Origin of the sequence: Streptosporangium vulgare (genome assembly GCF_042428775.1) — a bacterium.
Taxonomy (GTDB): Bacteria; Actinomycetota; Actinomycetes; order Streptosporangiales; family Streptosporangiaceae; genus Streptosporangium; species Streptosporangium vulgare.
In genome coordinates this window covers 131,473-154,507 of the sequence record NZ_JBHMBS010000018.1, presented here as the reverse complement: position 1 = coordinate 154,507, position 23,035 = coordinate 131,473, and the positions used below count along the sequence as shown (strand labels likewise).

General features: G+C 72.2%; 22 protein-coding genes, 2 tRNA genes and 1 pseudogene. 14 read left to right on the top strand and 11 right to left on the bottom strand.

Features of this window, described 5'->3' with window-relative positions; genetic code table 11:
* A tRNA-Ala gene (locus tag ACFFRH_RS30645) sits at window positions 1–73 on the top strand.
* A gap of 136 nt (window positions 74–209) precedes the next feature.
* On the opposite strand, the gene ACFFRH_RS30640 is transcribed toward ACFFRH_RS30645, so the two are convergent.
* The 3 genes from ACFFRH_RS30640 to ACFFRH_RS30630 form a co-directional block, all read right to left on the bottom strand.
* Window positions 210–1,196, bottom strand: a complete 987-nt coding sequence (locus ACFFRH_RS30640; RefSeq protein WP_386161107.1) for a helix-turn-helix transcriptional regulator — start codon at window positions 1,194–1,196, stop codon at window positions 210–212.
* A gap of 445 nt (window positions 1,197–1,641) precedes the next feature.
* Complete coding sequence (locus tag ACFFRH_RS30635; protein ID WP_386161106.1) at window positions 1,642–2,982, bottom strand: ATP-binding protein; 1,341 nt, start codon at window positions 2,980–2,982, stop codon at window positions 1,642–1,644.
* Window positions 2,979–3,656 (bottom strand): response regulator transcription factor, encoded by a 678-nt coding sequence (locus tag ACFFRH_RS30630; RefSeq protein WP_386161105.1) that lies wholly within the window; start codon window positions 3,654–3,656, stop codon window positions 2,979–2,981. Before ACFFRH_RS30630 ends, ACFFRH_RS30635 begins: the two co-directional genes overlap by 4 nt.
* A gap of 50 nt (window positions 3,657–3,706) precedes the next feature.
* Between ACFFRH_RS30630 and ACFFRH_RS30625 the strand changes: the two genes are divergently transcribed.
* Window positions 3,707–4,396: a hypothetical protein gene (locus ACFFRH_RS30625; RefSeq protein ID WP_344746341.1), complete on the top strand. Its 690-nt coding sequence runs from the start codon at window positions 3,707–3,709 to the stop codon at window positions 4,394–4,396.
* 247 nt (window positions 4,397–4,643) lie between these two features.
* Here the strand turns inward: ACFFRH_RS30625 and ACFFRH_RS30620 are convergent.
* Window positions 4,644–5,129, bottom strand: a pseudogene (locus ACFFRH_RS30620) (2-thiouracil desulfurase family protein); the annotation flags it as partial.
* An 86-nt stretch (window positions 5,130–5,215) separates the two neighbouring features.
* On the opposite strand from ACFFRH_RS30620, the gene ACFFRH_RS30615 reads away from it, so the two are divergent.
* From ACFFRH_RS30615 to ACFFRH_RS30595, 5 genes are all read left to right on the top strand, one after another.
* A complete protein-coding gene (locus ACFFRH_RS30615; RefSeq protein ID WP_344746342.1) occupies window positions 5,216–5,578 on the top strand; it encodes a hypothetical protein in 363 nt (120 codons plus the stop codon).
* Window positions 5,575–5,955, top strand: a complete 381-nt coding sequence (locus tag ACFFRH_RS30610) for a hypothetical protein (protein ID WP_344746343.1) — start codon at window positions 5,575–5,577, stop codon at window positions 5,953–5,955. The genes ACFFRH_RS30615 and ACFFRH_RS30610 overlap by 4 nt, the downstream gene beginning before the upstream one ends.
* Window positions 5,956–6,022: 67 nt before the next feature.
* Window positions 6,023–6,715 carry an SRPBCC family protein gene (locus ACFFRH_RS30605; protein ID WP_344746344.1) on the top strand — a complete coding sequence of 231 codons (693 nt, stop codon included), beginning with the start codon at window positions 6,023–6,025 and terminating at the stop codon, window positions 6,713–6,715.
* Between the two features lie 380 nt (window positions 6,716–7,095).
* Window positions 7,096–8,325 carry a CynX/NimT family MFS transporter gene (locus tag ACFFRH_RS30600; protein ID WP_386161104.1) on the top strand — a complete coding sequence of 410 codons (1,230 nt, stop codon included), beginning with the start codon at window positions 7,096–7,098 and terminating at the stop codon, window positions 8,323–8,325.
* Window positions 8,326–8,392: 67 nt separating this feature from the next.
* A complete protein-coding gene (locus ACFFRH_RS30595) occupies window positions 8,393–9,367 on the top strand; it encodes a metal-dependent hydrolase (RefSeq protein ID WP_344746345.1) in 975 nt (324 codons plus the stop codon).
* Between the two features lie 146 nt (window positions 9,368–9,513).
* Here ACFFRH_RS30595 and ACFFRH_RS30590 read toward each other — a convergent pair whose 3' ends face one another.
* Window positions 9,514–10,848, bottom strand: coding sequence for an NAD(P)-binding protein (locus ACFFRH_RS30590; RefSeq protein WP_386161103.1), 1,335 nt, complete (start codon window positions 10,846–10,848; stop codon window positions 9,514–9,516).
* A 162-nt stretch (window positions 10,849–11,010) separates the two neighbouring features.
* Window positions 11,011–11,895, bottom strand: a complete 885-nt coding sequence (gene sigJ / locus ACFFRH_RS30585) for an RNA polymerase sigma factor SigJ (protein ID WP_344746346.1) — start codon at window positions 11,893–11,895, stop codon at window positions 11,011–11,013.
* A 127-nt stretch (window positions 11,896–12,022) separates the two neighbouring features.
* Here sigJ and ACFFRH_RS30580 point away from each other — a divergent pair, with 127 nt between their 5' ends.
* Window positions 12,023–13,444: an MFS transporter gene (locus ACFFRH_RS30580; RefSeq protein ID WP_344746347.1), complete on the top strand. Its 1,422-nt coding sequence runs from the start codon at window positions 12,023–12,025 to the stop codon at window positions 13,442–13,444.
* 28 nt (window positions 13,445–13,472) lie between these two features.
* Window positions 13,473–13,545, top strand: a tRNA-Ala gene (locus tag ACFFRH_RS30575).
* A 342-nt stretch (window positions 13,546–13,887) separates the two neighbouring features.
* On the opposite strand, the gene ACFFRH_RS30570 is transcribed toward ACFFRH_RS30575, so the two are convergent.
* Entirely contained in the window at window positions 13,888–14,385 is a 498-nt protein-coding gene (locus ACFFRH_RS30570; RefSeq protein ID WP_386161102.1) for a hypothetical protein, read from the bottom strand.
* A 224-nt stretch (window positions 14,386–14,609) separates the two neighbouring features.
* On the opposite strand from ACFFRH_RS30570, the gene ACFFRH_RS30565 reads away from it, so the two are divergent.
* The 3 genes from ACFFRH_RS30565 (at window position 14,610) to ACFFRH_RS30555 (ending at window position 16,327) form a co-directional block, all read left to right on the top strand.
* The gene (locus ACFFRH_RS30565; RefSeq protein ID WP_344746349.1) at window positions 14,610–15,527 is read left to right on the top strand and encodes a diacylglycerol/lipid kinase family protein; all 918 of its coding nucleotides are present in this window, start codon (window positions 14,610–14,612) and stop codon (window positions 15,525–15,527) included.
* A gap of 177 nt (window positions 15,528–15,704) precedes the next feature.
* Complete coding sequence (locus ACFFRH_RS30560) at window positions 15,705–15,890, top strand: hypothetical protein (RefSeq protein WP_344746350.1); 186 nt, start codon at window positions 15,705–15,707, stop codon at window positions 15,888–15,890.
* Entirely contained in the window at window positions 15,887–16,327 is a 441-nt protein-coding gene (locus ACFFRH_RS30555) for an SRPBCC family protein (protein ID WP_386161101.1), read from the top strand. The genes ACFFRH_RS30560 and ACFFRH_RS30555 overlap by 4 nt, the downstream gene beginning before the upstream one ends.
* A gap of 42 nt (window positions 16,328–16,369) precedes the next feature.
* Here ACFFRH_RS30555 and ACFFRH_RS30550 read toward each other — a convergent pair whose 3' ends face one another.
* Window positions 16,370–17,191: a MerR family transcriptional regulator gene (locus tag ACFFRH_RS30550; RefSeq protein ID WP_344746352.1), complete on the bottom strand. Its 822-nt coding sequence runs from the start codon at window positions 17,189–17,191 to the stop codon at window positions 16,370–16,372.
* A gap of 271 nt (window positions 17,192–17,462) precedes the next feature.
* Here ACFFRH_RS30550 and ACFFRH_RS30545 point away from each other — a divergent pair, with 271 nt between their 5' ends.
* A complete protein-coding gene (locus ACFFRH_RS30545) occupies window positions 17,463–18,296 on the top strand; it encodes an SCO6745 family protein (RefSeq protein WP_344746353.1) in 834 nt (277 codons plus the stop codon).
* Window positions 18,297–18,367: 71 nt separating this feature from the next.
* On the opposite strand, the gene ACFFRH_RS30540 is transcribed toward ACFFRH_RS30545, so the two are convergent.
* The 3 genes from ACFFRH_RS30540 to ACFFRH_RS30530 all read right to left on the bottom strand — a co-directional run bounded on the left by ACFFRH_RS30540 (window position 18,368) and on the right by ACFFRH_RS30530 (window position 21,975).
* Complete coding sequence (locus ACFFRH_RS30540; RefSeq protein ID WP_344746354.1) at window positions 18,368–19,618, bottom strand: serpin family protein; 1,251 nt, start codon at window positions 19,616–19,618, stop codon at window positions 18,368–18,370.
* A 229-nt stretch (window positions 19,619–19,847) separates the two neighbouring features.
* Window positions 19,848–20,501 (bottom strand): hypothetical protein, encoded by a 654-nt coding sequence (locus tag ACFFRH_RS30535; RefSeq protein ID WP_344746355.1) that lies wholly within the window; start codon window positions 20,499–20,501, stop codon window positions 19,848–19,850.
* Window positions 20,502–20,589: 88 nt separating this feature from the next.
* Window positions 20,590–21,975, bottom strand: coding sequence for a selenium-binding protein SBP56-related protein (locus tag ACFFRH_RS30530; protein ID WP_344746356.1), 1,386 nt, complete (start codon window positions 21,973–21,975; stop codon window positions 20,590–20,592).
* 741 nt (window positions 21,976–22,716) lie between these two features.
* Between ACFFRH_RS30530 and ACFFRH_RS30525 the strand changes: the two genes are divergently transcribed.
* On the top strand, window positions 22,717–23,035 hold a 319-nt coding region (locus tag ACFFRH_RS30525; RefSeq protein ID WP_386161100.1), incomplete at its 3' end, for a hypothetical protein.

Sequence of the window (23,035 nt, the reverse complement as noted above, 5' to 3'; positions counted from 1 at the left end):
GGGGCTATGGCGCAGCTGGTAGCGCGCCTCCATGGCATGGAGGAGGTCTGGGGTTCGAATCCCCATAGCTCCACGTCGGGCCGCCGCACGGGCGGGCCCGCAGGACGTCGCCGAGATCCCGTCCGATCGTCTCGATCGGGCGGGATCTCGGCGTTTCCGGGGCCGGGGAGCGGCTGCGGTCGTTTCCGGGGCGCGGGAGGGGCCGGAGGTCATCCGGTTCCGGTCCGGTCGTAGATTCCGGACACCGCCCGCGCGGTCTCCGCCACGAGGTCGCGCAGCTCCGCCGGGGCGACGACCTCCAGGTCCGCGCCGAAGCGCAGGAACTCCGCCAGCGCGTGCCGCGGGGACTCGACCGGGACCGTGACCCGGGTCCAGCCCTCGTGGTCCGGGGGTTCCGCGGTGGCCTCGGCGGCGCGCAGGACGGCCGGGAGGACCATGTCCGGCAGCCGCTTCATGCCGAACGGCGAGAGCCGGATGACGGCCTCGCCTCCCAGGAGCCGTGTCTCGAACTCCTCCAGGGCGCCGTTCCAGTGGGTGGCGAGATCGAAACCGGCGGGCCGCTCGAACGGCTCCCGGAGCGCGGGCGGTTCCAGGATCTGCGAGACCCGGTAGGTCCGCACGTGCTCGCCGCCGCGCGCGACGAGATACCAGCGGCCCGCCTTGAGGACCAGCCCGTACGGCTCCAGCGTGCGGACCACGTCCTGGGGGACCTTCCAGCGGTGGTAGCGGATCTCCAGACGGCGTTCGTTCCAGACGGCGTCGGCCACCGCGGCCAGGTGCGGGGTCTCGTCGGCGCCGTGGTACCAGTCGGGCGCGTCGAGGTGGAAGCGTTCGCGGATCCGCCCGGCCCTGTCCCTGAGCTCGACCGGGAGCGCCGCCATCAGCTTTAGCCCCGCGGCCGTCACCACCGAGCCCAGCCCGAGCTCCGCGGCGGGGCCCGGCATCCCCGCCAGGAACAGCGACTCCGCCTCGCCCGCGGTCAGCCCGGTGAGCCGGGTGCGGTAACCGTCGAGCAGCCGGTAGCCGCCGGAGGGGCCCGCGTCGCCGTACAGCGGCACGCCGGCCGAGTGGAGCGAGTCCACGTCGCGGTAGATGGTCCGGACCGAGACCTCGAGTTCGGCGGCCAGCTCCCGGGCGGTCATCCTGCCCCGGGTCTGCAGGAGCATCAGCAGGGAGATGAGACGGCTCGCGCGCATGTCACGAATTATCGGGCGAGGTCGGAGAAACGGGTTCCCGTTGTTCGAGCGACGGGGCCAAAGAGGCGGGTTCCCGTTGTCCGGGCGAGGTCGGAGAAACGGGTTCCCGTTGTGCGGGCGGGGTGGAGGAACGGGCTCCCGCCGCCGGGCGGCCGGAGAGGCGGCTTCCCGCTCTCGGCGGGGCCGAAGAGGCGGGTTCCCGGCTCGCCCTTGCCGCGCCGGCCGCGCCTCCTCCGTCTGGATGCGGGGCCGGCACGGTGGGGCGGGCCGGGAACCACGGACGCGGGTGACGTCCGCGCTCCTCTTCATGATCGGTCAGCCGGAACGGTGAGGCAGCGCGTTTTAGCCTTACTTAAGGCGGGTTTACGGGTGACCTAACCAACCCTCCCCGGCGGCACCCCGTACCGGCGGACGGCGCGCTTCCCGGCGGCCGGGGGCGGGTCTCTCAGTGTGTCGCGTTCCTGCGCGGCCAGCGGTCGCCGACCAGGCGCCGGGCGGTACGCGGGGGCCGGTCGTGCCGGTCGGTGCGGAACCAGAGCTGGACCCTGGCGCCGCCGAGGGAGGAGGCGTCGATGCGCAGCGTGCCGCCCGAGGACTCGGCGAGCCTGCGGGCGATGTCCAGGCCGAGCCCGGTCGATCCCGCGCCGCTGGCCCCGCGCCGCAGCGCCGCCTCGGGGTCGGGGATGCCGGGACCGGCGTCGGCGATCAGCATGCCGACGGTGCCCGCGCCCTGGTGCAGGGTCACCGTGAACGCCGTGCCCTCGGGGGTGTGCCGGAAGACGTTGCCGAGCAGGGCGTCCAGCACGGCGCTGAGCTCGGCGGCCGCGACCGGTACCCGCGCGGGCGCCGAGGCGCCGATCAGCTCCCACGGGCGCCGCTGGTCCTCGGCCAGCGCGGACCAGAAGGTCAGCCGTTCGCGCAGCACCTCGGCGGCGTCGCAGTGGACGAGTTCCGGAGCGCGGGAGGGCTGTCTGGCCGCCGCGATGATCTGGTCCACCTCGGCCTCCAGGCGGCCCAGCGCGCTCCTGCTCTGCTCGGCCTCGGGTCCCAGGTGGTCCAGGCTGAGCCGGAGCGCGGTGAGGGGGGTGCGCAGGCGGTGCGACAGGTCGGCGGCCATCTCCCGTTCGGCGGCGAGCAGCTGGATCACGCGGTCGGCCATGCTGTTGAACGCCTCACCGGCCGCGACCAGCTCGGGCGGGCCCTCGGGCTCGATGCGGACGCTGAGGTCCCCGGCGCCCAGGGCGCTCGCCGCCCGGCCCAGCCGCCGGGCCGAGCGCACCACGCGAACCCCCAGCCGGTCGCCGACCAGCAGCGACCCGGCGACGAGCGCCGCCGCCACCCCGCTCAGCACCGCCCACGACGAGGCGACGCCCCGGGTGAGGTCCGCCGGCGGGATGAAGATCTCGATGACCACGGTCCTGCCGCCGTCCAGGGCGACGGGGCGCAGCAGGAGGTAGCCGGTGTCCATCTCCGTGGTGATGGCCCGGGTGAGCCGGGAGGCCGCGGCCACGGTCTCGGCGGGGGCCCTGACGGTACCGGCCGAGCCGCCGCCGGGCAGGTGGACCGCGATCCGGTCCCGCGCTCCCGTACTGAGCAGCGCGTGGGTCAGCCGGTCCGGATCGACGGTGATGGCCAGCACCGGGACGAGCGCCGACGCCTGCCGCTCCGCCTCGGCCATGGCCCGGCCGTGGGCGATCTCCCTGACGATGAGCCCGAGCGGTATCAGGAAGGCCAGGGCGACCATCGAGGTTCCCGCGACGGTGAGCAGGGCGAGGGTCCGCCTCACGGCGGCGTGATCAGCATGACCCCCACGCCGCGTACGGTGTGCAGGTAGCGGGGGGAGGAGGCGCTCTCGCCGAGCTTGCGCCGCAGCCAGGACAGGTGGACGTCGATCGTCTGGTCGTCCCCGTAGGACTGCTGCCACACCTCGGTGAGCAGTTCCTTGCGGGAGACCACCCGGTCGGCGCGGGCGGCGAGGTAGGCGAGAAGGTCGAACTCGCGCCTGGTGAGGGTGAGCGGGGCGCCGTCCAGCCCGGCCTCGCGCCGGTTGAGGTCGACCGACAGCGTGCCGACGCACAGGACCGCGGGCGGGGTCGCGCTCCGCGCCCGGCGCAGCACGGCGTCCAGGCGGGCGTTCAGGTGGTCGCCGGAGAACGGTTTGACCAGGTAGTCGTCGGCCCCCGCCTGGAGCAGGCGGACGATCTCCGCCTCGTTGTCCCTCGCCGTGGCCACGATGACCGGCACGCTGGAGACGCTGCGGACCATCTTGAGCGCCTCCGCCCCGTCCAGGTCGGGCAGCCCGAGGTCGAGGACCACCGCGTCCGGGGGGTTCTGGGTGATCTCCCTCAGCGCGTCGAGGGCGCGCCCCGCGCTGCGCACGGCGTGCTGGCGCCTGCTGAGTTCCTGGATGATCGCGGATCGTACGTACTCGTCGTCTTCGACCACCAGAACCGTCGCCATGCCATGTAACGGTAGTGAACAATGAGACATATGGCGTAATAATTCACGACATGCGGCAGACGCTGGGGTTCATAGCGGTGTGGTGCGGGGCCACCGTCCTGGCGATCTCGGTCGCCTGGTTCGGCGTCCGCGACGTGCTCCGCAGCGAGGTCTTCGAGGACGCGAGCATCGAACCGCTCAACGCCGCCATCGGCCGTACGGGAGACTCGGCGCTCCCGCTGGGAGCGCCCACCGGGCCGCAGGCCGTCGGCACGCCGGACGCCTCCTCCACCGCGCCCGGCCGGACCTCGGCGCCCCGCCTCACCCCGCCCGCGCGGGACACCGCCAGGCCGCGACCGGAGCATTCCCCGTCGAGGACCGCCGCGACGCCGTCACGCACGCGGGAGACCGGGCTCTCCCGTTCCGGGCCGTCGGCGTCCCCCTCCCGGTCCACGTCCAAGCCTGCCGCGACCCACGCCGCCCCCGCGCCCTCGTCGTCCGCCGCGCCCAAGGCGACGGCCACCAGAACACGGTCGATCTCCACCGAGAACCTGCGCGTGGTGAACGTCAAGGGCGGTTCGGTCTCGTTCGCCATCGAGAACGGCGTGTGCCGCCTGATCGCCGCCGCTCCCAACGCGGGCTACGAGGCCAAGGTCGCCTCGGCCACCGGCTGGATCCGGGTCGACCTCGTCCAGGGAGAGCACGGTTCGGCGGTCTTCTGCATCGGGGGGGAGAGCCGCACCGACCTGTGGGAGTACTGAGTACTGGAGCAGGTCCGCGGGAGCCGGGACGGGTCTCCGGGAGTCAGGGCCGCTCTCCGGGAGGGGTGAGGTCGTCGGGGTGTTCTCCGGGCGGACCGGGGTGGCGGTCGCCGAGGCTGTGGGGGTGGTCGTAGTACGGGCGGGTGGGCCGGTCGCCGAGGTCGTGACGGTCTTCCTCGCGCGGGCCGGGGAACTGGTCACCGACGCCGTGACGGTCTTCCTCGCGCGGGCCGGTGGGCCGGTCGCCGAGTTCGCGTAGTCGCGCGGCCGCCTCGGCGACGCGCTCCTCGCCGAAGACCGCGACGCCGTGCCGTTCCAGCAGGGCGGTGGTGACCCCGTTGCCGGGCACCCGCCGGCCGCCGAAGGCGCCGTCGTAGACGGTGAGGCTGCCGCAGGAGGGGCTGCCCTCCTTCAGGATCGCCACCCGCACGCCGTGGGCCCGCGCGGCGGCGAGCGCCGCCCGCGCGCCGGCGAGGAAGGACTCCGTGACGTCGGCGCCCCCGGCGGTCAGCACCCGGGCCGTCCCGGCGAGCACCGCCTCGCCCCCGGCTCCGCCCTCGATCTCCGCGGCCGGGCGCGGGACGGGCAGGCCGCCCTCGACCTCGGGACAGAACGGGACGAGCCGCCCCTCCCGCCGCCACGCGGCCAGCAGCGCGTCGCCGCTGGTCTTGGCGGCCCCGTCGTAACGGACCTTCCGCCCCATCAGGCAGGCACTGACCAGGATCCTCTCCACGGCCCCAGAGTACGTGGCGCGACGCGAGGGGCGAGGGGGCCGGGCAGTACCCTGCTGCCCATGCTTCTCGATGTCCCGGGGTCTCGATGATCGGCCCGCTCGCGACCGGCCTGATCCTGCTGTCGCTGGTGATCGGGATCTTCAGCCTCGTCACCACGGCGAGGAACAGGGCGATGGGAAGAACGCTCCTCGTCGCGCTCGGGGTGCTGGAGCTCGGCCTGCTCGTCCAGGCCGGGTTCGTGATCGCCGCGCTGGTGCGGGGCGAGGGGCCCGCGGAGACGGCCACGCTCATCGGCTACCTGGCGGGCAGCCTGGTGATCCCGCCGGCGGCGGCGTTCTGGGGGTACGGCGAGCGCTCGCGCTGGGGGCCCGCGGTGATCGCGGTGGCGGGCTTCGCGATTCCCGGGATGGTCGGGCGGATGCTCCAGCTCTGGCAGGGACTGCCGTGAGCGAGCCGGCGATCGGTACCGGGCCCGGACGCGCGCTGGTGGCGGTCTACGGGGTGTTCGCCCTCGCGGCGGGGGCCCGCGCCGCCGTGCAGATCGCCACCCGGTTCCAGGAGGCCCCGCTGGCCTACTCGCTGTCGGCGTTCGCCGCGGCCGTCTACGTCGTGCTGACCGTGGCGCTGGCCAGGGGGAACAGGACCCTGGCACTGGTCGCCTGCGGTGTCGAACTGGCCGGGGTGCTCGTCGTGGGCACGCTCAGCATGGCCGACCCCGAGGCCTTCCCGCGTGCCACGGTTTGGTCGGGTTACGGAAGCGGATACCTGTTTATCCCACTTGTGCTCCCTGTCCTGGGGCTTTACTGGCTTTTGCGGCGCCGCTAGTTAGGCCCGCACCCCACAGGGCATGTGTGCCTCCCGAACCGACCAAACCACACAGGGAGGCACGGTCATGAGCTCGATTGAACAGTCCGTCGACGTCAACGTTCCGATCCGGACCGCGTACAACCAGTGGACCCAGTTCGAGAGCTTTCCCGAGTTCATGGAAGGCGTCGAGTCGATCAAGCAGTTGAGCGACACGCGTACGGCGTGGGTCGTCGAGATCGCGGGGGTCCGCCGGGAGTTCGAGGCGGAGATCACCGAGCAGCATCCCGACGAGCGGGTGGCCTGGAAGTCGGTCGAGCGGCCGCACCAGGCGGGCGTGGTGACCTTCCACCACCTCGGCCCCGACAGCACCCGGGTCACGTTGCAGATGGAGTACGACCCCGAGGGGTTCGTCGAGACCGTCGGTGACTGGCTGCAGATCGTCCGCCTGCGCGTCCGCGGTGACATGGAGCGTTTCAAGACCTTCATCGAGTCGCGCGGCGACGAGACCGGCGCGTGGCGCGGCGACGTGCCCGGCCCGCACGAGCGTGGCGACGCCGGCACCGCTGGCACCGGTGACCAGAGGCCGGGCGAGCATCACGGCACCGGCACGGGAGGCGGTCACGGGTTCGACGAGGCTGTGCCCTCGCCGCCTCCGCGCACGGGGGGCCAGTCCTATCCGCCGGACCCGTCGCTTCCCCCGCCCGGTGGCACGCCGCTGCCCCCGCCCGGTCGCGGGCTCGGCGAGGAGCCGCCGCCCGCCCCGGGGCCGCGCATCTGACGCCCGCCCGCCGGAGTCGCGTACCCGAGCCCCCGCCGCCTGACCGGGCGGCGGATTCCCGGCCGGGGTACGCGTCCGGCGCCGGTCGCTTCCGGGCCGCGTGCCCGACGTAGGCGCGCCCGGTGTCGCCCCGATGTCCGGTGCCCGGACCGTCCGGGATTTCGGGCACCGCAGGCCGGGGAGTCGCGCCGGTGCGTGAGAGAGCCGGGTCACGTTCTGTAAACAGGGACGTGGCCCGGCTTTCATGTTGTCAGTGATTCGCGCCTGTCTCGGCCGGTCACGGGCGGTCAGGAACAAATCGAGGTTTCGCTCCTGTTAGAGTCGGGGTCAGCCAATCATCCTACGATTGGATGAAATCACTGAGGAGGACTGGAACCAGCATGAGCGTGCTCACCCATCAGACCAGGGGCCGCACCGGTGGAACGACAGGCTCTCTCGCCTGGTTGCTCGTGCTGGGAATCGTTCTCGCGGCGCTGAACCTGCGCACCGCCGTCACGAGCGTCGGGCCGGTTCTCGACCAGATCACCTCCGGTCTCGGCATGACCGCCGTCGGAGCCGGGCTGCTCACAACGCTCCCCGTGCTCATCTTCGCCTCGGTCGGCGCGGTGACCCCCGCGCTGTCCAGGAAGGTCGGAGAGCACCGCCTGCTGCTCCTCGCCCTCATCGTCCTCGGCGCGGGCCTGCTCATCCGATCGATGGTGGGCTCGGCCGAGGTCTTCCTCTACAGCAGCGCCCTGGCGCTGTCGGGCGGCGCGGTGGGCAACGTGCTCATCCCCAGCCTGATCAAGCGTCACTTCCCCGGCCGGGCCGGGACCATGACCACCGTCTACACCACCGCCCTCGCGGTGGGCACGATGCTCGCGGCCGCCGCGACCGTGCCCATCCAGCGGGCCACCGACGGCAACTGGCACGTTGCCCTCGGGGTGTGGGGGGCGTTCGCCGCCGTCGCCGCCATTCCGTGGCTTGCGCTCTCGCGCAGTGAGCCGGAGCGGCACGGAGCGAGCGGGGGAACTGGTGCCCGCGCCCTGCTCCGCAGCAGGATGGCCTGGGCGGTCGCCGCCTACTTCGGCACCCAGAGCATGGTCGCCTACATCATGTTCGGCTTCCTGCCGAAGATCCTCACCGACGGGGGCTACACCACCTCGCAGGCGGGCCTGGTGCTGGGCGTCTTCACCGCGATCGGCATCCCGGTCTCGCTCGTCGTGCCCGCGATCGCGTCGCGGTTCTCCGACCAGAGGCCCGTGGTGGCCGCCTTCGTCTTCTTCTACACCGCGGGCTTCCTCGGTCTCTGGCTCGCGCCCTCCGCCCTGGCCTGGGTCTTCGCCAGCCTGGTCGGCGTCGGCATGGGGTCGTTCCCGCTCGCGCTGACCATGCTCGCCATGCGTACCCGCACCCCCGAGGCGACGGCCGCGCTGTCGGCGTTCGGGCAGAGCACCGGATACCTCATCGCGGGTGCCGGGCCCCTGGTCGTCGGCGTCCTGCACGAGTCGACCGGTGGCTGGACGCTGCCGTTCCTGCTGCTGTTCGCGGTGGTCGCCGTCCAGCTCGTGGCGGGCTGGTACGCGGGCCGGCCGGGCTACCTGGAGGACGAGCGGGTCCTCGCGCGCTGACCAGGCGTGACCGGTACGGCTCGTGTCCCCACGGGGGCGGCGCGAGCCGTACCGGCATAATGGGGCGATGCCGATCACGGGTTCGACGCGGGTCACCTATCCGGGCGGGGCGGTCAGGGGGCGTTCGGCCGTCGTCGCCACCGTGCCGGTCGGGGACGGGTACGGGACCGTCGTGGCCGAGACACCCTTCCACCCGCTGGACCACACCTGGCCCGACCAGCCCGCCGACACCGGGACCATCGGCGGGGTCGCGGTGACCGACTGCGTGACCGGGGCCGTGGCCGAGGGCGAGGAGACCGTCCGTCTCGGCGCGGACATCCCGGTGCGCCGGGGCACCCCCGGCTGGCACTGGCTGGTCGTCCACGTCACCGCCGAACCCGTCGCGGACGGCGGGCTCACGGATGCCGGGTTCACGGCTGCCGGGCCCGGTGGCGCCGGGTTCGGTGCCGGAGCCGATGCCGTCGGGTCCGATACCGCCGGGCTCGGTGGCGCCGGGTTCAGGGGTGAGGTCGAGCTGGTGGTCGACGCCGAAGGCCGCCGCGCTCTCTCGGCGGGGCACACCGCCTGCCACCTCGCCGCCCTCGCGCTCAACGCGGCGCTGGCCGGACGGTGGCGCAAGGAGGCGCCCGCCGACGGGCTGGGCCACCCCGACTTCGACCAGGCCGCCATCGCCTCCTCGCGGATCCTTCCCGGCGGCAGCCAGGACGTCTACCGGCTGGGCAAGTCGTTGCGCCGCAAGGGTTTCGGCACCGAGGGGCTGGCCGAGGAACTCCCGCGGATCGCCCGCCTGGTCGGCGACCGGCTCACGGCGTGGATCGCGGCCGACGCCGCCGTCAGGATCGACACCCCGGGCCCGGAGCTGACCGCCCGGCGCACCTGGCACTGCGCCCTGCCCGAGGCCGAGGTCTCCATCCCGTGCGGGGGGACACACCTGTCGAGCACCGCCGAGCTCGGCGCGATCGCCGTGACCCTGGAGCTGTCCGCCGACGGTTCCGAGCTGACCATGCGCACCACCACCGGCCCGTACGCCGCCGCTTCGTAGGGCGCGGGGCATCGGGCCGCTGTGCTCGCCGTTCCCGGTCCGAGCTCGCGGGCGCCGGGGCGGCACCGTTTCCGGGGGCGGGCATCCCCGTACGCCAGGGGTGCCCGCCTTTCCCGGGGCCCGGTGCGGCCCCGGGAGCCGGCAGGTCAGCGGGTCACCCGGTCAGGCGCGGCTTCGAGCGTCGCGCCCCTGAGAGCCGTCCCGCTCCTGGGACGGGACCCGCTCCTGGGACGGGCCCGTTCCTGAGAGCGTCCCGCTCCTGGGACGGGACCCGCTCCTGAGTCGGCACGTCTCTGAGAGCGGCCCGTCCCTGAGACGGCCCGCAGGGCGGCCTCCGCCGCGATCAGGGCGCTGTGCGAGGAGACCTCGCTGAGCAGGCCGGGGGCCGCCACCGCGTCACCGATCAGCCAGACGCCGTCCCCCCGGTCGATCGCGGGCCGATCCCGCCAGGTGGCCCCCGGCAGGTCCAGGGCGCCGGTGCGGCCGTTGCACGTGGCCTCCCGCCGCCAGGTCGTCCGCTCCCGCCAGCCGGGGAGCCCGAGATCGGCCACCCGCTCCGCCCGGGAGATCGCCTCCGCCCTCGTCTCACCCGGTCTGACCGGCATCTGCAGCTGGCAGAGGCTGTGCCCGTCCGGGGCGAGGGAGGGGTCCGGCAGGCTGTACCGCTCCAGGAAGCCCCCCTCGTCCAGGTCGGAGACGACGAAGAGGTCGTCGGCGCTCGCGCGGAGGCCGAGGTCGAGCAGGACGGCCTTCCCGCTCTCCCCGCGCAGCGACTCGTCGCCGAGCAGTGTCCTGGCGGCGTCCAGCGAGGTCGCCACGATCACGGGGGCGTTCTCGGGCAGGCGGTCCACCCGCGAGCCGGTCTCGATCCGCACGCCCAGGCCGCGCGCGTGGACGGCCATCCGGTCGATCACCCGCCCCCAGCCGCCGGTGACGTAGCGCGGCGCCGGATACTTCGGCGCCGCCGCCCGCAGCGCGCGCTCCCAGACGAACGCCGCCGACAGCCGCCCGGGGTCCGCGTCGTAGGTGATCACGCCGACCAGCCCGGCGAGGGCCCGCATGCCCTCCTCGCCGAAACGGCGGGTGGCCCAGGTCCCGAAGTCCTCGTCCACCGGTGCCCGCAGCCGCCGCCTGGCGAGCGCCTTCAGCAGCGACCAGGGCGGCATGCCCGACAGCCGGCCGCCGTGGCGGAACCTGCTCCTGGCGAGGATGCCCGGGGTGAGCCCGGTGTACGGCCGGACGAGCCCCCTGGCCTCCAGCCAGCGCCATGGCTCGCCGTCGGAGTAGAAGACGTGGGTGCCCTCGTTGGCGACGTACGGTGCGGCGGTGCTTCTGGCCCGGCCGCCCAGCTCCCGGTGCGCCTCGTGGAGGGTGACCCGTGCGCCGCCCTCGGCGCAGGCGATGGCGGCGGTGAGGCCGCCGAGCCCACCGCCGACGATGGTGATGTCGCCGCCGCTGATCTGTTGCGTCTCTCGTGTCATGCCCGTACGACGCATCGAAGGACGCCGTTCGTGACATCCACCGGGACGTCTTCGTGGCCTCTATCGGGACATCGGAGAGCCGGGACACAGAGAGCCGGGACACAGAGAGCCGGGACACAGAGAGCCGGGACACAGAGAGTCGGGACACAGAGAGTCGGGACGTCAGAGATGGGAGAGCTTCTCCGGGTTCGTCACCAGGAAGATGGTCCTGATCAGGCCGTCCTCGACGACCAGGGAGAACACGCTGACCGGCCGCCCCTCCGCGGTCACCAGCACGGCCGGCCCGCCGTTCACCTCCGCGATCTCCACGCCGAAGCCGGAGACCGGTTCGGCGCCGATGCTCTCCATGAAGGTCCGCGGGCGGTCACCGGACGCGATCGAGGACAGGAAACGCGCCACCCTGCGCGCGCCCGTGATGATCCGCAGAGGGGCCTTCGCCTTGCCGCCGCCGTCGCTGACCAGCGACGCGTCCTCGGCGAGCATCGCGGTCAGCGCCCCCAGGTCGCCGCCCACGGCCGCCTCGGCGAACCGCTCGGTGAGCCTGCGCCGCACGCCCCGGTCCACCTCGAACCTCGGCCTGCCCTCCTGGACGTGCTCCCTGCCGCGCCGGGCGAGCTGCCGGGTCGCCGCCTCGCTGCGTTCGATCATCTCGCCGATCTCCGCGTACGGCATGCCGAACGCCTCCCGCAGCACGAACACCGCGCGTTCCAGCGGGGAGAGGGTCTCCAGCACCACGAGCAGCGCCAGCTCGACCGAGTCGGCCAGCTCGGCGTGCTCGGCCACGTCCGGGGTGACGATCAGCTCCGGCAGCCACGACCCGACGTAGGCCTCCCGCCGGGCCTTCACCCGCCGCAGCCGGTCGACGGCGAGCCGCGTCACGACCTTGACCAGGTACGCCCGGTCGTCCTCCACCCGGGAGACGTCCACCCCCGACCAGCGCAGCCACGCCTCCTGGACGACGTCCTCGGCGTCGGTCACGCTGCCCAGGATCCGGTAGGCGACCCCGGTGAGCAGGTCGCGGTGCTCTTCGAAACGCTCAACGGCCATAGGGGGATAGACGTATCACGGGGCTCCGATGTGACACGACCCGGTAAACGGTTGTTTACCGCCACCCTCTACCATGCGAGGGCGGAAGTCGACAGCGGAGACAGCGAGAACAGCGGAGGAGCGGGCAGTGACGGGAACGACCCTTGCCGAACCGGGTACCACGCGGCAGGGCAGGCATCTCTGGCTCACCCTGGTGGCGCTCTCCATGGCCGGGATGGTCGTGTCCGTCCAGCAGACCGTGGTCATCCCGCTGCTTCCCCGGCTGATGGCCACCTTCGGCGCGTCGGTGGCCGAGGTCACCTGGGTCTTCACCGCCTCGCTGCTCGCCGCCGCGGTGGCCACGCCGCTGCTGTCGCGCCTCGGCGACATGTACGGCAAGAAGCGGATGATCCTGTTCACCGTCGGCCTGCTCGTCCTGGGCTCGGTCGTCTGCGCCCTGTCCGACACCCTCTCCGTGCTGATCGCCGGACGGGCCCTGCAGGGGGCGTCGGCCGCGCTGATCCCGCTGGCCATCGGCATGATCAAGGACGGGTTCCCGCCCGCCAGGGTGATGACGGCCATCGGGGTGGTCAGCGCCACCATGGGCGTCGGCGGCAGCCTCGGCATGATCGTCACCGGCCTGATCGCCGACCGTACCCCCAGCCACCACCCCGTCTTCTGGATCACCGCGGGACTCGGGGCGGCCGCGGTCGTCCTCATCGCGCTCAGCGCCCGCGACGCCGGGCCCGGCACCGGCGGCCGCCCCGACCTCGTCGGCGCGGCGCTGCTGTCGGTCTGGCTCGTCTGCCTGCTGCTGGCGATCTCCAAGGGCAACGACTGGGGCTGGGGCTCGGGAACCGTCGTCGGGCTGTTCGCGGGCGCGGCCCTGTTCTGCGCCGTGTGGGTCGTCAGCCAGATGCGGCTCCGGGCGCCGATGATCCGGCTGCACCTGCTCGTCGGGCCCCGGTCCCTGCCCGCCAACCTGGCCTCGCTGCTCCTGGGCTTCGCCATGTTCGGCTTCTTCACCCTGATCTCCAGCTTCGTCCAGACGCCTCCGTCCGCCGGGTACGGCTTCGGCGGGTCGGTCCTCGACGTCGGCATCTACGCCCTGCCCAGCACCGTGACCATGCTGCTCGCCTCCTTCATGGCGGGCCGCCTCTCCACCCGGCTCGGCCCCGCCTACTCCCTCGCCCTCGGCGCGGCCCTGTGCGCGGCCGGATTCGGCTGGTTCACCTTCTTCAACGACTCGGTGCTCCACCTGATCGGCTCCAACGCCGTGCAGGGGCTGGGATTCGGCGTCGGCTACGCCGCGCTGGGGGCGCTCGCCGTGCAGCACGTGCCCATGGACCAGAGCGGCATCGCCAGCGGCATCAACTCCCTGGTCCGCTCCATCGGCGGCAGCGTCTCCGGCGCCGCGACCTCGGCACTCCTCACCTCCATCACCATCGCCGGCACCTCCGTCCCCTCCCGCGACGCGTACGTGATCTCCTTCGGCATCATCACCGCGAGCGCGGTGGGCTCCGCGGCCGTCGCGCTCGTGACCGGAATGAGGGCGCGAGGACTGTCCTGAGTCGGTTAGGATTTCATCTGCATCGCAAGGGGCTATGGCGCAGCTGGTAGCGCGCCTCCATGGCATGGAGGAGGTCTGGGGTTCGAATCCCCATAGCTCCACTTCGGTGACTGGGGTCCGCTGTTCGCAGGCAGAAAGCCTGCTCCCGGCGGGCCCCTTCGTCGTTCACACGGAGGGACGACCCTCCGGCCCCCCGGGGTGGGGGCTCCGCCCCCACGCCCCCCGCTTCGCTTCGCTCAGGGGGCTGCTTCGCCGGCTGGGCTGCTTCGGAGGCGTTCAAGAGTTTCCTTGATCGCGAATTCAGCTGGTCGGCCGTGTTCTCGCGTCTCACGGGGACAGGACCGCCGTCCGGAGCGATCCGGCCAGGCGACGGCCTGCGATGCAGGGCGAGGCGGAGTGGTGAGCGGGAACGGTACGGGAAAGGACGGCCGGGCGGGGCCGGGTCAGTCGTCGGAGGCGACGATGACGGTCAGGGAGTCCTCGTTCCGGTCGATCAGGACGAGTTCGTGGAACTCGCCGAGGATCCAGCCCAGGTCGTCGTCGCGGGCCGCCTCGTCGAGGTCGCGGAGGCGGTAGCGGGAGGTGGCCGCGCGGATCAGCGGGTAGACCTCGGCCTCCAGGTCGTGGGCGATCGTCTCGGGGAGGTCGGCGTACCTGCCGGCCCAGGTGCGGATCGTGGCGCAGGCGGCCTCCTGGCCGATCTCCTCGAACGAGGCGGCGGAGAGCGCGTCGAGACGGTAGGGGCCGTGCACCGGCCCGCCGTCCTTCCAGGAATCGGCGCCCAGATAGTCGTCCCGGTACAGCTGGTGGGAGAGCAGCGCGGTGAGCAGCGGTTCGTCGTCCTGCGGGGTGGCGAGACGGAAGTGCTTCACATCCACCCAGCGGTAGGTCCCGTCCTTGAAGTTGACCAGGGTGGTCGAGGCGAACGCCAGTTGCTCCATGGGTGTGACGATAGTGACTCCTGGGATCTGATCATCACCAATTGGCCGAACTGGATAAGGGCTCGGCAAACGGAGGAAACAGGGCACGAGCTGGGCGCGGGCGGCGGCGGATGTCCGTTCCCCGGGTGAGGGGACGACGTTTGCGGCTCCGGGGTGGGGGCAGCCGTCGACGTATCCGACGCGGTGCTGTTCGACGTATCCGACGTGGTGTTACAGGAGGTCAGATGCTGCCCCGGAAGCAGAAGGTCGGCACGGTCGCGGTGATCGCCCACCAGAAGAAGACGTTCGGCGGTGGACTCGACGAGCTGCGCAGGCTCCTCGCCGACGAGGGTGTCGGCGAGCTGCTCTGGTACGAGGTGCCCAAGAGCAAGAAGGCGCCGAAGAAGGCGAAGAAGGCGCTGAAGGAAGGGGCCGACCTGGTCCTGGTGTGGGGCGGCGACGGCATGGTGCAGCGCTGCGTGGACACGCTCGCGGGCTCCGGCGTCACGGTCGGCATCCTCCCCGCGGGGACGGCCAACCTCTTCGCGCAGAACCTGGGCATCCCCGAGGACCTGCCCAAGGCCGTGCACATCGCCTTCCACGGCGAGAGCCGGAAACTGGACCTCGGGAAGGTCAACGGGGAGCACTTCGCCGTAATGGCCGGGGTCGGGTTCGACGCGGCGATGATCGAGGACGCCGACCGGGGGCTGAAGGACCGCCTGGGGCGCGTGGCGTACGTCTGGACGGGCCTGCGCCACGTCCGGGGGGAGCTCGTGCGGATGGAGGTCAAGATCGACGATGTGACGTGGTTCGAGGGCGAGGCGAGCTGCCTGCTGCTCGGCAACGTCGGCACCATCACCGGCGGCATCGAGGCGTTCGACGACGCGCGTCCGGACGACGGATGGCTGGAGATCGGCGTGACCACCGCGACGGGGCCGATCCAGTGGGCCCGCGTGCTCGGCCGGATGAGCGTGGGGCGGTCCGACGAGTCGCCGTTCGTCCGGATGTCCCGGGCGCGCAAGGTGACCGCCACGTTCGCCACCCCGATGACCTACGAGCTGGACGGCGGCGCCAAGGGCACCGTCACCGAGCTCAAGGCCAAGGTCGTGCCCGGCGGCATCACCATCCGCGTACCCGAGTCCGGCGACTCCGGCTCGCAGTGATCCTGGATCACCGGCTCTGACCGGCCGTGATCGCGGGTCACCGCGCACGGCCGGTGCGGGGAGCGCGCGTCCGGTCGCCAGGCCGACCCTAAAAACCCCTTTTGGTTAACATTCATGACAAATGCAGATTGGGTATGGTTTGCCGACTAATTTCGCTTAACGGGAAAGAGCGAGTCGATGGCCGGTAATCACTGGACCAAGGGCGGCGTCCCCGGCCGGTCGGGGCGGGGCGTGCCGGTCACCGGTGCCGGCACCGGCCTCGGCCTGGAGGCCGCCCAGGTCCTCGCCGCGCACGACGCCGCCCGCCAGGCCCGCCTGTGGGCGGGGTCCGGGCGGATGACGGGGATCGTGTACGGACTGTGATCGATCTGAGGGTGTCGATCGACATAGACCGTCCCGCGGCCGAGATCTGGCGGATCGTCGCCGACTTCGGCCAGGATCCCCGGTGGCGCGCGGGCGTGACCACGATGGCGCCCGACCCGCCTGGCCTCGTCGTCCCGGGCACCACCACCGACGAGACCATGCGCTTCGCCGGACGCGGCTTCTACATCAGCGGTCTGGTGACCTCGGTGGTGCCCGGGAGGGAGTTCCTGTGGCAGGGGACGTCGGGGATCGACGTCGAGGGCGGCAGGTCGGTCGTGCCCCTGGACGACGGCCGGTGCCAGGTGACCATGTGGTTCCGGCTCAGGCTCCCCGGCCTGCTGCGGCTGCGCGCTCCCATCCTCGAACGCATGCTCAGGCGCAGACTCCAGCAGAACGTCCGCCGCCTCGGTGACCTGGTGGTCACCACGGACGCGTGACCGCTGTCCGCGCTGTTCGCGGTGACCGTGTTCGTGTGGTCGTCATGCCCGGATGACCGTCATCTGCAGTTCGGTCACCCAGTTGTCGTAGTCGCCCTCGGGACAGTCGATGGAGACCTCCCTCGCCAGCCCGACACCGCGGTAGCCGTGCTCGTCGATCCAGTGGGCCAGCGTCTGGAACGTCGGCCCGACCCGCTCCATCGAGCCGCGGTGGATGATCGTGGCGGCCTGCTCGATCTCCGGCAGGTCCACGACCGCGAAGTCGTGGTCGCCGTCCGTCTCCGCGGCGACCTCCAGCCCGGCGTGCACGGTCACCCGGCCGTCGGCCTCGGGCTCGTAGCGGGCGATGCCGTATCCGGTGACCTTCACCCCGGCGGCGTCGACGCGCCGGCACAGGTCGGCGAAGAGCGGCTGGATGACGGGACTGATGTCCTCACCCTCGTAGCTGGCCGCGACGGCGCTGAGCTCCGCCACGCGCGTCGAGGGGATCGGCTTGAGGAGAACCTCTTCGGGGTGCATGTGACCTTCCTTGGCGATCGTCGTGAGTCGTACTTCCACTCGGACGAGCCGGGCCGTGTCCGCCGCGATCCGTTCCTCCAGCTCGGCGCGGCGCAGCCGCAGCATCCCGAACAGCTCCGTGGCGTCGACCCGCTCGTCCAGGATCGAACCGATCTGGCGCAGGGTGAGGCCGAGGTCCTTCAGGGCGATGACGCGGTTGAGCCGCGACAGCTGGTCGGCCCGGTAGAAGCGGTGCCCGCTGCCCGGGTCGACATGGGCGGGCCGGAGCAGGCCGATCGCGTCGTAGTGCCGCAACATGCGCACCGACACCTGGCCGAGCTGGGAGAACTCTCCGATACTGAACATGGTGCTTTCAGGTATACGGGCTGACACCGTGTCAGCCGCAACCCCGGACCTCGCCTCCGCCGGGTCACCCTCCCGTACGCTCCGGCGACGTCCGGCGACGTCCGGCCGTCCCGTCACCGCGACACCCGGTCAGGTGTCGTCGTTGACGGCTACTTGCGGGTAGGAATAGGTTTCCAGATACCAACCGGTCGGTTCGGTGGGGGCATCGGCTTCGCGTGACGCGAGGCCGGAGCCCCGGCCGCCGGCCGTTCGTTGACTCCCTGGAGGCGTGATGACCGACGTCCAGCTGGCCCGTCAATCCTGGCGCCGCCTGGAGCCCGTCCACGGGATGATCTACTTCGTGCCCGAGGCCACCGAACGCTACGCCGCGCTCGGCCTCGACAGCCGCGCGGGCTACTTCGCCTCCCGCTCCGCGGCCTTCGGCGCCGCCTCCGCCGAACTGGTCATCGCGACCTTCTACAACTTCCACCCCGCCCTCGTACGGCGCGCGATTCCCGCCGCGTGGCAGGTCACGACCCCGGAGAAGCTGCTCGCGGCCCGTCTCGAAGCAGCCGGGGCGGCCCTGCGCCGGGCCGGGATCCACGAGATCGACACCCTCGACGAGACGACGGAGCTCGCCGCTCGCGCCGCGGAGCGGGCCTGCGAGCATCCCCAGGGGCGTCCGCTGTTCGCCGCGCACGCCGCGCTGCCCTGGCCCTCGGAGCCGCTCCTGCGGCTCTGGCACGCCCAGACGCTGCTTCGGGAGTTCCGGGGTGACGGGCACGTCGCGGCCCTGCTGACCGAGGGCGTCGGCCCGCTGGACGCGCTGGTCCTGCACGCCGCGACCGGGCACGTCCCCACGGTGTTCCTCAAGCTCAGCCGCGACTGGCCCGAGGAGGAGTGGGCCGCGGCCGAGGAGAGGCTGCGCGGACGCGGCCTGCTGGGCGGCGACGGGCTCACCGAGGAGGGCGCGGCCCTCAGACAGCGGATCGAGGACCGCACCGACGAGCTGGCGCTGCCCGCGTACGCCGCGCTCTCCGACGACGAGCTGGCCCGCCTGGCCGAGCTCGCGCGCGCCTTCGGCCGGGCCGTGGTGGACAACGGCCTGCTCGCCGTCTCCGGCTGAGCCCGCCGGGAGTCCTGGTCTTCGCGGTCGTCTCCCGCCGGGCTGGCCGGTTCGGTCCGGTTCAGCCCGGTTCAGTCGCTCGCGGACGGGTCGCCGACCTGGCCGATGAACAGCGGGGTCATCGTCGGCCGATGGACGATCGCGAAGGCGAACGGGTGGTCGGCGCGGACCTCTGCCTCCGGCGGGGGCGGGGCCGACACGGCGAACGCGAGGCCGGTGACGGCGGCGGCCTCGGTACCCCACTCGTCCACGGTGATGTTGGCGCGGTGGATCGCCTGGTCGAGCGAGGCTCCGTCGGTGATCCCCGAGTAGTCGTTCCCCCGCAGCCCCAGTTTCGCGAGCGATTCCGTCAGGTCCAGGCTCGCGGAGAAGTCCCACCGGGGCATGGCGAGCCGCACCGGCCGCCGATCCCCGAGCCCGGTCGCCACCTGCGCCAGCACGGCGGGGGAGAGCAGGTCGCCGGGGGAGCCGCCCGCTCGCGGCACGAGGACCCACATGGCCAGCTCGTCTCCGGCGTAGCGGAGCTCCACGGCCTGCCAGCCGGACCCCTCCGCGTACGGGAGGAAGCCGTCGCGGCGCATCAGGGCCGTGCGGGTCGTCGTGCCGTCCGCGCGGGTGAAGGTGGCGCCCTCCTCCGGCGGGTCGGTGAACGGTGTCGCCCAGTCGGCCTTGAGGTAGACGGCGTTGGCGATGACCAGCTTGGTCCTCGCTGGCAGGTTGTCGAACACCTTCTTGACACGCCCGGCGGTCCGCTCCTCGGCCCAGGCGTTGATGACCTCCGTGGCGTTCCCGGCGAAGTCCACCTGGCGCACGCCCGTGCCGTACTGCGCCGCGAGCGTGCGCAGGAACCCGGGCTTGACGCTCAGCCCCTCCTGGGTGAACACCTCGTTGGCGATGCCCACGACCGGCGGCTCGGACGCGCCCTCCTGGGCGTCCCGTTCCGCGCCCGGGTCGGGGAGGGGGGGCGGGTCGTCGGTCGTGACGATCCGCCGGGTGAGCGCGTTGAGCGAGGTGTGCGGCCCTTCGGAGGGGAAGCCGAAGACCGCGTCGAGCTCGGTGGCGGTGTCTCCGGCGGCTCCCGCCCTCGCCAGGCCGAAGGCGTAGCCGATGCTCAGGGGAGACAGGACGGTGTTGGCCCCGGGCCTCGCGGTCGCGGCGAACAGGGCGTGCCCGAAGGAGGTCAGGCCGCGTACGGTCTCCGCGACCGGTGGGTCCTGCGGGACCTCCCGTTTCACCCCCTTCGCGGTGATCGCGCTGGACTCGGTCATGGCACACGCCGAGAGGGCGGCGACGGCCAGCAGGGCGGGTAACAGTCGGCGCATGATCCTGAAACGTACGCCGCCGCCGGGTGGTTCACCCGGTTCAGCCGCTTCGTGCGGTTCGCCCGGCGTTCGGGTCGCGCGTTTGGTTCGTGTGCCTGGCCTGGTTCGTGTGCTCGGCTCGTGCGGCGGCCGGTTCGCGCGAGGAGCGGCACCCGGTTCGCGTGGCGGTCGGTTCGCGTGGTGGACGGCACCCGGTTCGCGTGCCGTTCGGTTCGCGCGATGGGCGGCATCAGGTGAGCGCCGCGAAGGCGCCCGCCCCGATGAGGGCGACGGCCCAGGCGAGATCGAGGTTGAACCACGCCCTGCGCAGCACCGCCACGCCCAGCCGCTCGTAGACGACCAGGGCCAGCACGGTGGTCGTGACCAGCATGGCCAGCGTGTGCACCCCGGTCGTCAGCAGGCTCTGCGAGGCCAGCGCGGCGGCCTCGTACCCTTCGTGGCCGCCGTGCCCACTGTGTGCGCCGTGTGCGCCGTGTGCGCCGTGTCCGTCGTTCAAGGCGACCGGGAGCACCATCAGCCCGGCCCCGTGAGCGGTGGCCATCAGGAACGACCACCCGGCCAGCTGCCACTTCGTCACCTTCATGCCGACCCAGCGGGGATGGCGCCGCCTCAGCAGCCGCCACAGACCGAACCCGCACACCACGGCCGCCACGCCGTACGAGACCACTTTGGGCGGGGCGGCGAGCCGGGCCGCCGACACCAGGCCGAGGGTGATCAGCACCGAGCCCGCGTGGCCGAGCACGATGGGCGGCAGCGCGCGCAGCACCCCGTCGCGTGAGCGCTCCTGCAGCCCGAGCGCGACCGCGAAGAGCCAGCCCATGGCCGGGTTCAGGCCGTGGAAGGCACCGAGCCCGGCCAGGATGAGCAGGGACGTCAGATCCATCGGGCACGCCTCGCGGGGAGTGGGAAGGTGGCGGGGTCCGGTGGGCCCGCGGCCGGGATCGGGGTCAGAGGCAGGGCCAGGGCCAGGGTCATGGGAAGCAGTAGGAGTCGGAGGAGGAGTCGCCGCCCTGCAGGCGGACCTGGTGCGCGCGGCGGCCGTCGGAGGCGAAGTCGACGAAGAAGCCCGGATCGAGGGCGATCGAACCGTCGTCGGCGATGTCCGCCTTCACCATCCAGCCGGAGATGCCGTCGGGGTAGAAGACGTCGTCCCAGGAGCGGTAGAGCGAGTTGGTGAAATAGACCCGCCGTCCGTCCCTGCTCGCCTCGACCATCTGCGGCCCCCCGTTCAACGCCCGGCCCGGAGCGGCGGGGTGGCCGTCACGTCTGGCGATCCCGCCGATCCGGACCGAGCCGGTCTCGCGCGGGGCGAAGGGGTTGGAGACGTCGTACGCCTTGAGTTCGCCGGTGCCCCAGGCGGAGACGAGCAGGATCCGGTCGTCGAGGGTGAGCGAGATGTCGCTGACCAGCGGTGGCACCGCGCCGAACTGCTTGAGCGGCTCGGGCAGCAGGTCGGGGTCGGCGGGCTCGGCCGGGATCGTGATCGTCTTGCGGGCCTTCCAGACGCCGTCCTCCAGGTACCAGGTGAAGATGTTGGCCGACAGGTCCTCGACGTCGATCACGCTGTTGACGAAGCCGTAGGTCTTGGTGGGGTCGTGGGCGGGCCGGAGCTCCAGGGCCATCTGGTGCCGGTCGCCCAGGTCGATCTCCTGGAGGTGCCTGCGCCTGACCAGGTCCCAGACGTGCAGCTTGTGGCCATACTGCCGTCCGACCAGAAGCTCGAGCGAGGGGCCCGGCTCGATCTGGTTGGGCGTCCCCCACTCGCTGGTGATCATCGTGTCGTGCCCGAGGTGCCACCAGAAGTCGTAGTGCAGCCGCTGCGAACCCCGGTCGGCCTCCCAGCGGCCCTTCGGCTCGAAGGTCTCGTGGTCGAGTGTGAACACACCGCCGGGCGCGTCGCCGTCCACGTTGCCGAGCGCGCTGACGTAGATGGCGTCGGTGCCGCAGTGGACGGTGTGCGGGCGGCTGTAGCCGGTCTTCTCGAAGATCGTCTCCGGCTCGATCGTCTTGACGAGCTTGGGGGACCAGGGATCGTCCTTGACGTCGAAGATGTAGATCCTGCTGGACCTCAGGCCGGGAAGGACCAGGTAGCGCCTCTCCACGTGCGGATGCGGCGCGTACGGGCACAGGGCCGCGCTGCATACGTTCCAGCCGAAGTGGTGGAGTTCGTCGCCGGGGACGGACATGTCGTGCACGTCGGCGATCGAGCCGTTCGACAGGTCGATCGTGGCGAGCCCGTCAGGCCGGTCGTCACCGGTCGTGGCGAGCAGCGCGACGTAGGCGAGCTCCTCCTTCGGGGCCGTCATGGCCTCGCGGGCCGACGGGTAGAAGGTGGGATCAGGCTGGATGAGTGCCACGGTGAACTCCTGAACTCGTAGCCGGAACCGATACCCAACTAATCATGTAGGAAAACTGCCTGTTGTCCAGGGGGCATGTTGCGTGACCGTCGTGGACGGGAGGGGTGCGTCCGGCTGCCTGATTCCGCCGGTTCGCCGGGCCGACGAACGTGGAGGACGGTCCGAGTGGGCACGAGATCCTCCGGTGAAGGGTTTCGGGTGGAGGGCGTTAAGCGAATGTTTCGGATAAGCGGAGAGGTGCGGGGCAAAATGCCCCGCACCTCTCCGTGTTTCAGTTGACGGCCACCTGGCCCGCGCGGCCGTTTCCAGGTTTCACTTCTCCGGTCCTACGGACTTTCGAAGTGAACCGCCGGGCCGGGACACGTCAGGCGATCTGTTTCCATGAGGCCCCTTTTCACGAGGGCCCTGGAAAACCTCAGCAGACTCGCACGGCCGCTGTCGTGCAGCCCCTCGGGCGGACCCAGTAGACCGGGACGCTGACCACCGGGGTACTGACGACCGGGTACCCGACAACCGTGCCCCTGTTGACCACTGCCCCTCCGGCCGGACCCTGAGGTCCGATCGGGCCCTGGGGTCCGACTGGGCCTTGGGGTCCTGGGGGCCCTGCGGGTCCTTCAGGTCCTGCGGGTCCTGCCGGTCCTTCAGGTCCTGCGGGCCCAGCGGGTCCTTCAGGTCCTTCAGGTCCTTCCGGTCCCTCGGGTCCTTCCGGTCCCTCGGGTCCTTCCGGTCCTTCAGGTCCGGGTGCGCCGTCGGCGCCTGCGGGTCCTGCCGGTCCCTCGGGTCCTGCGGGTCCTGCGGGTCCTTCCGGTCCAGGCGGGCCAGCCACGCCGTCGGCGCCTGCGGGTCCTGCCGGTCCCTCGGGTCCTGCGGGTCCTGCGGGTCCTTCAGGTCCTGCGGGTCCGGGTGCGCCGTCGGCGCCTGCGGGTCCTGCCGGTCCCTCGGGTCCGGGTGCGCCGTCGGCGCCTGCGGGTCCTGCGGGTCCTTCAGGTCCTGCGGGTCCGGGTGCGCCGTCGGCGCCTGCGGGTCCTGCCGGTCCCTCGGGTCCGGGTGCGCCGTCGGG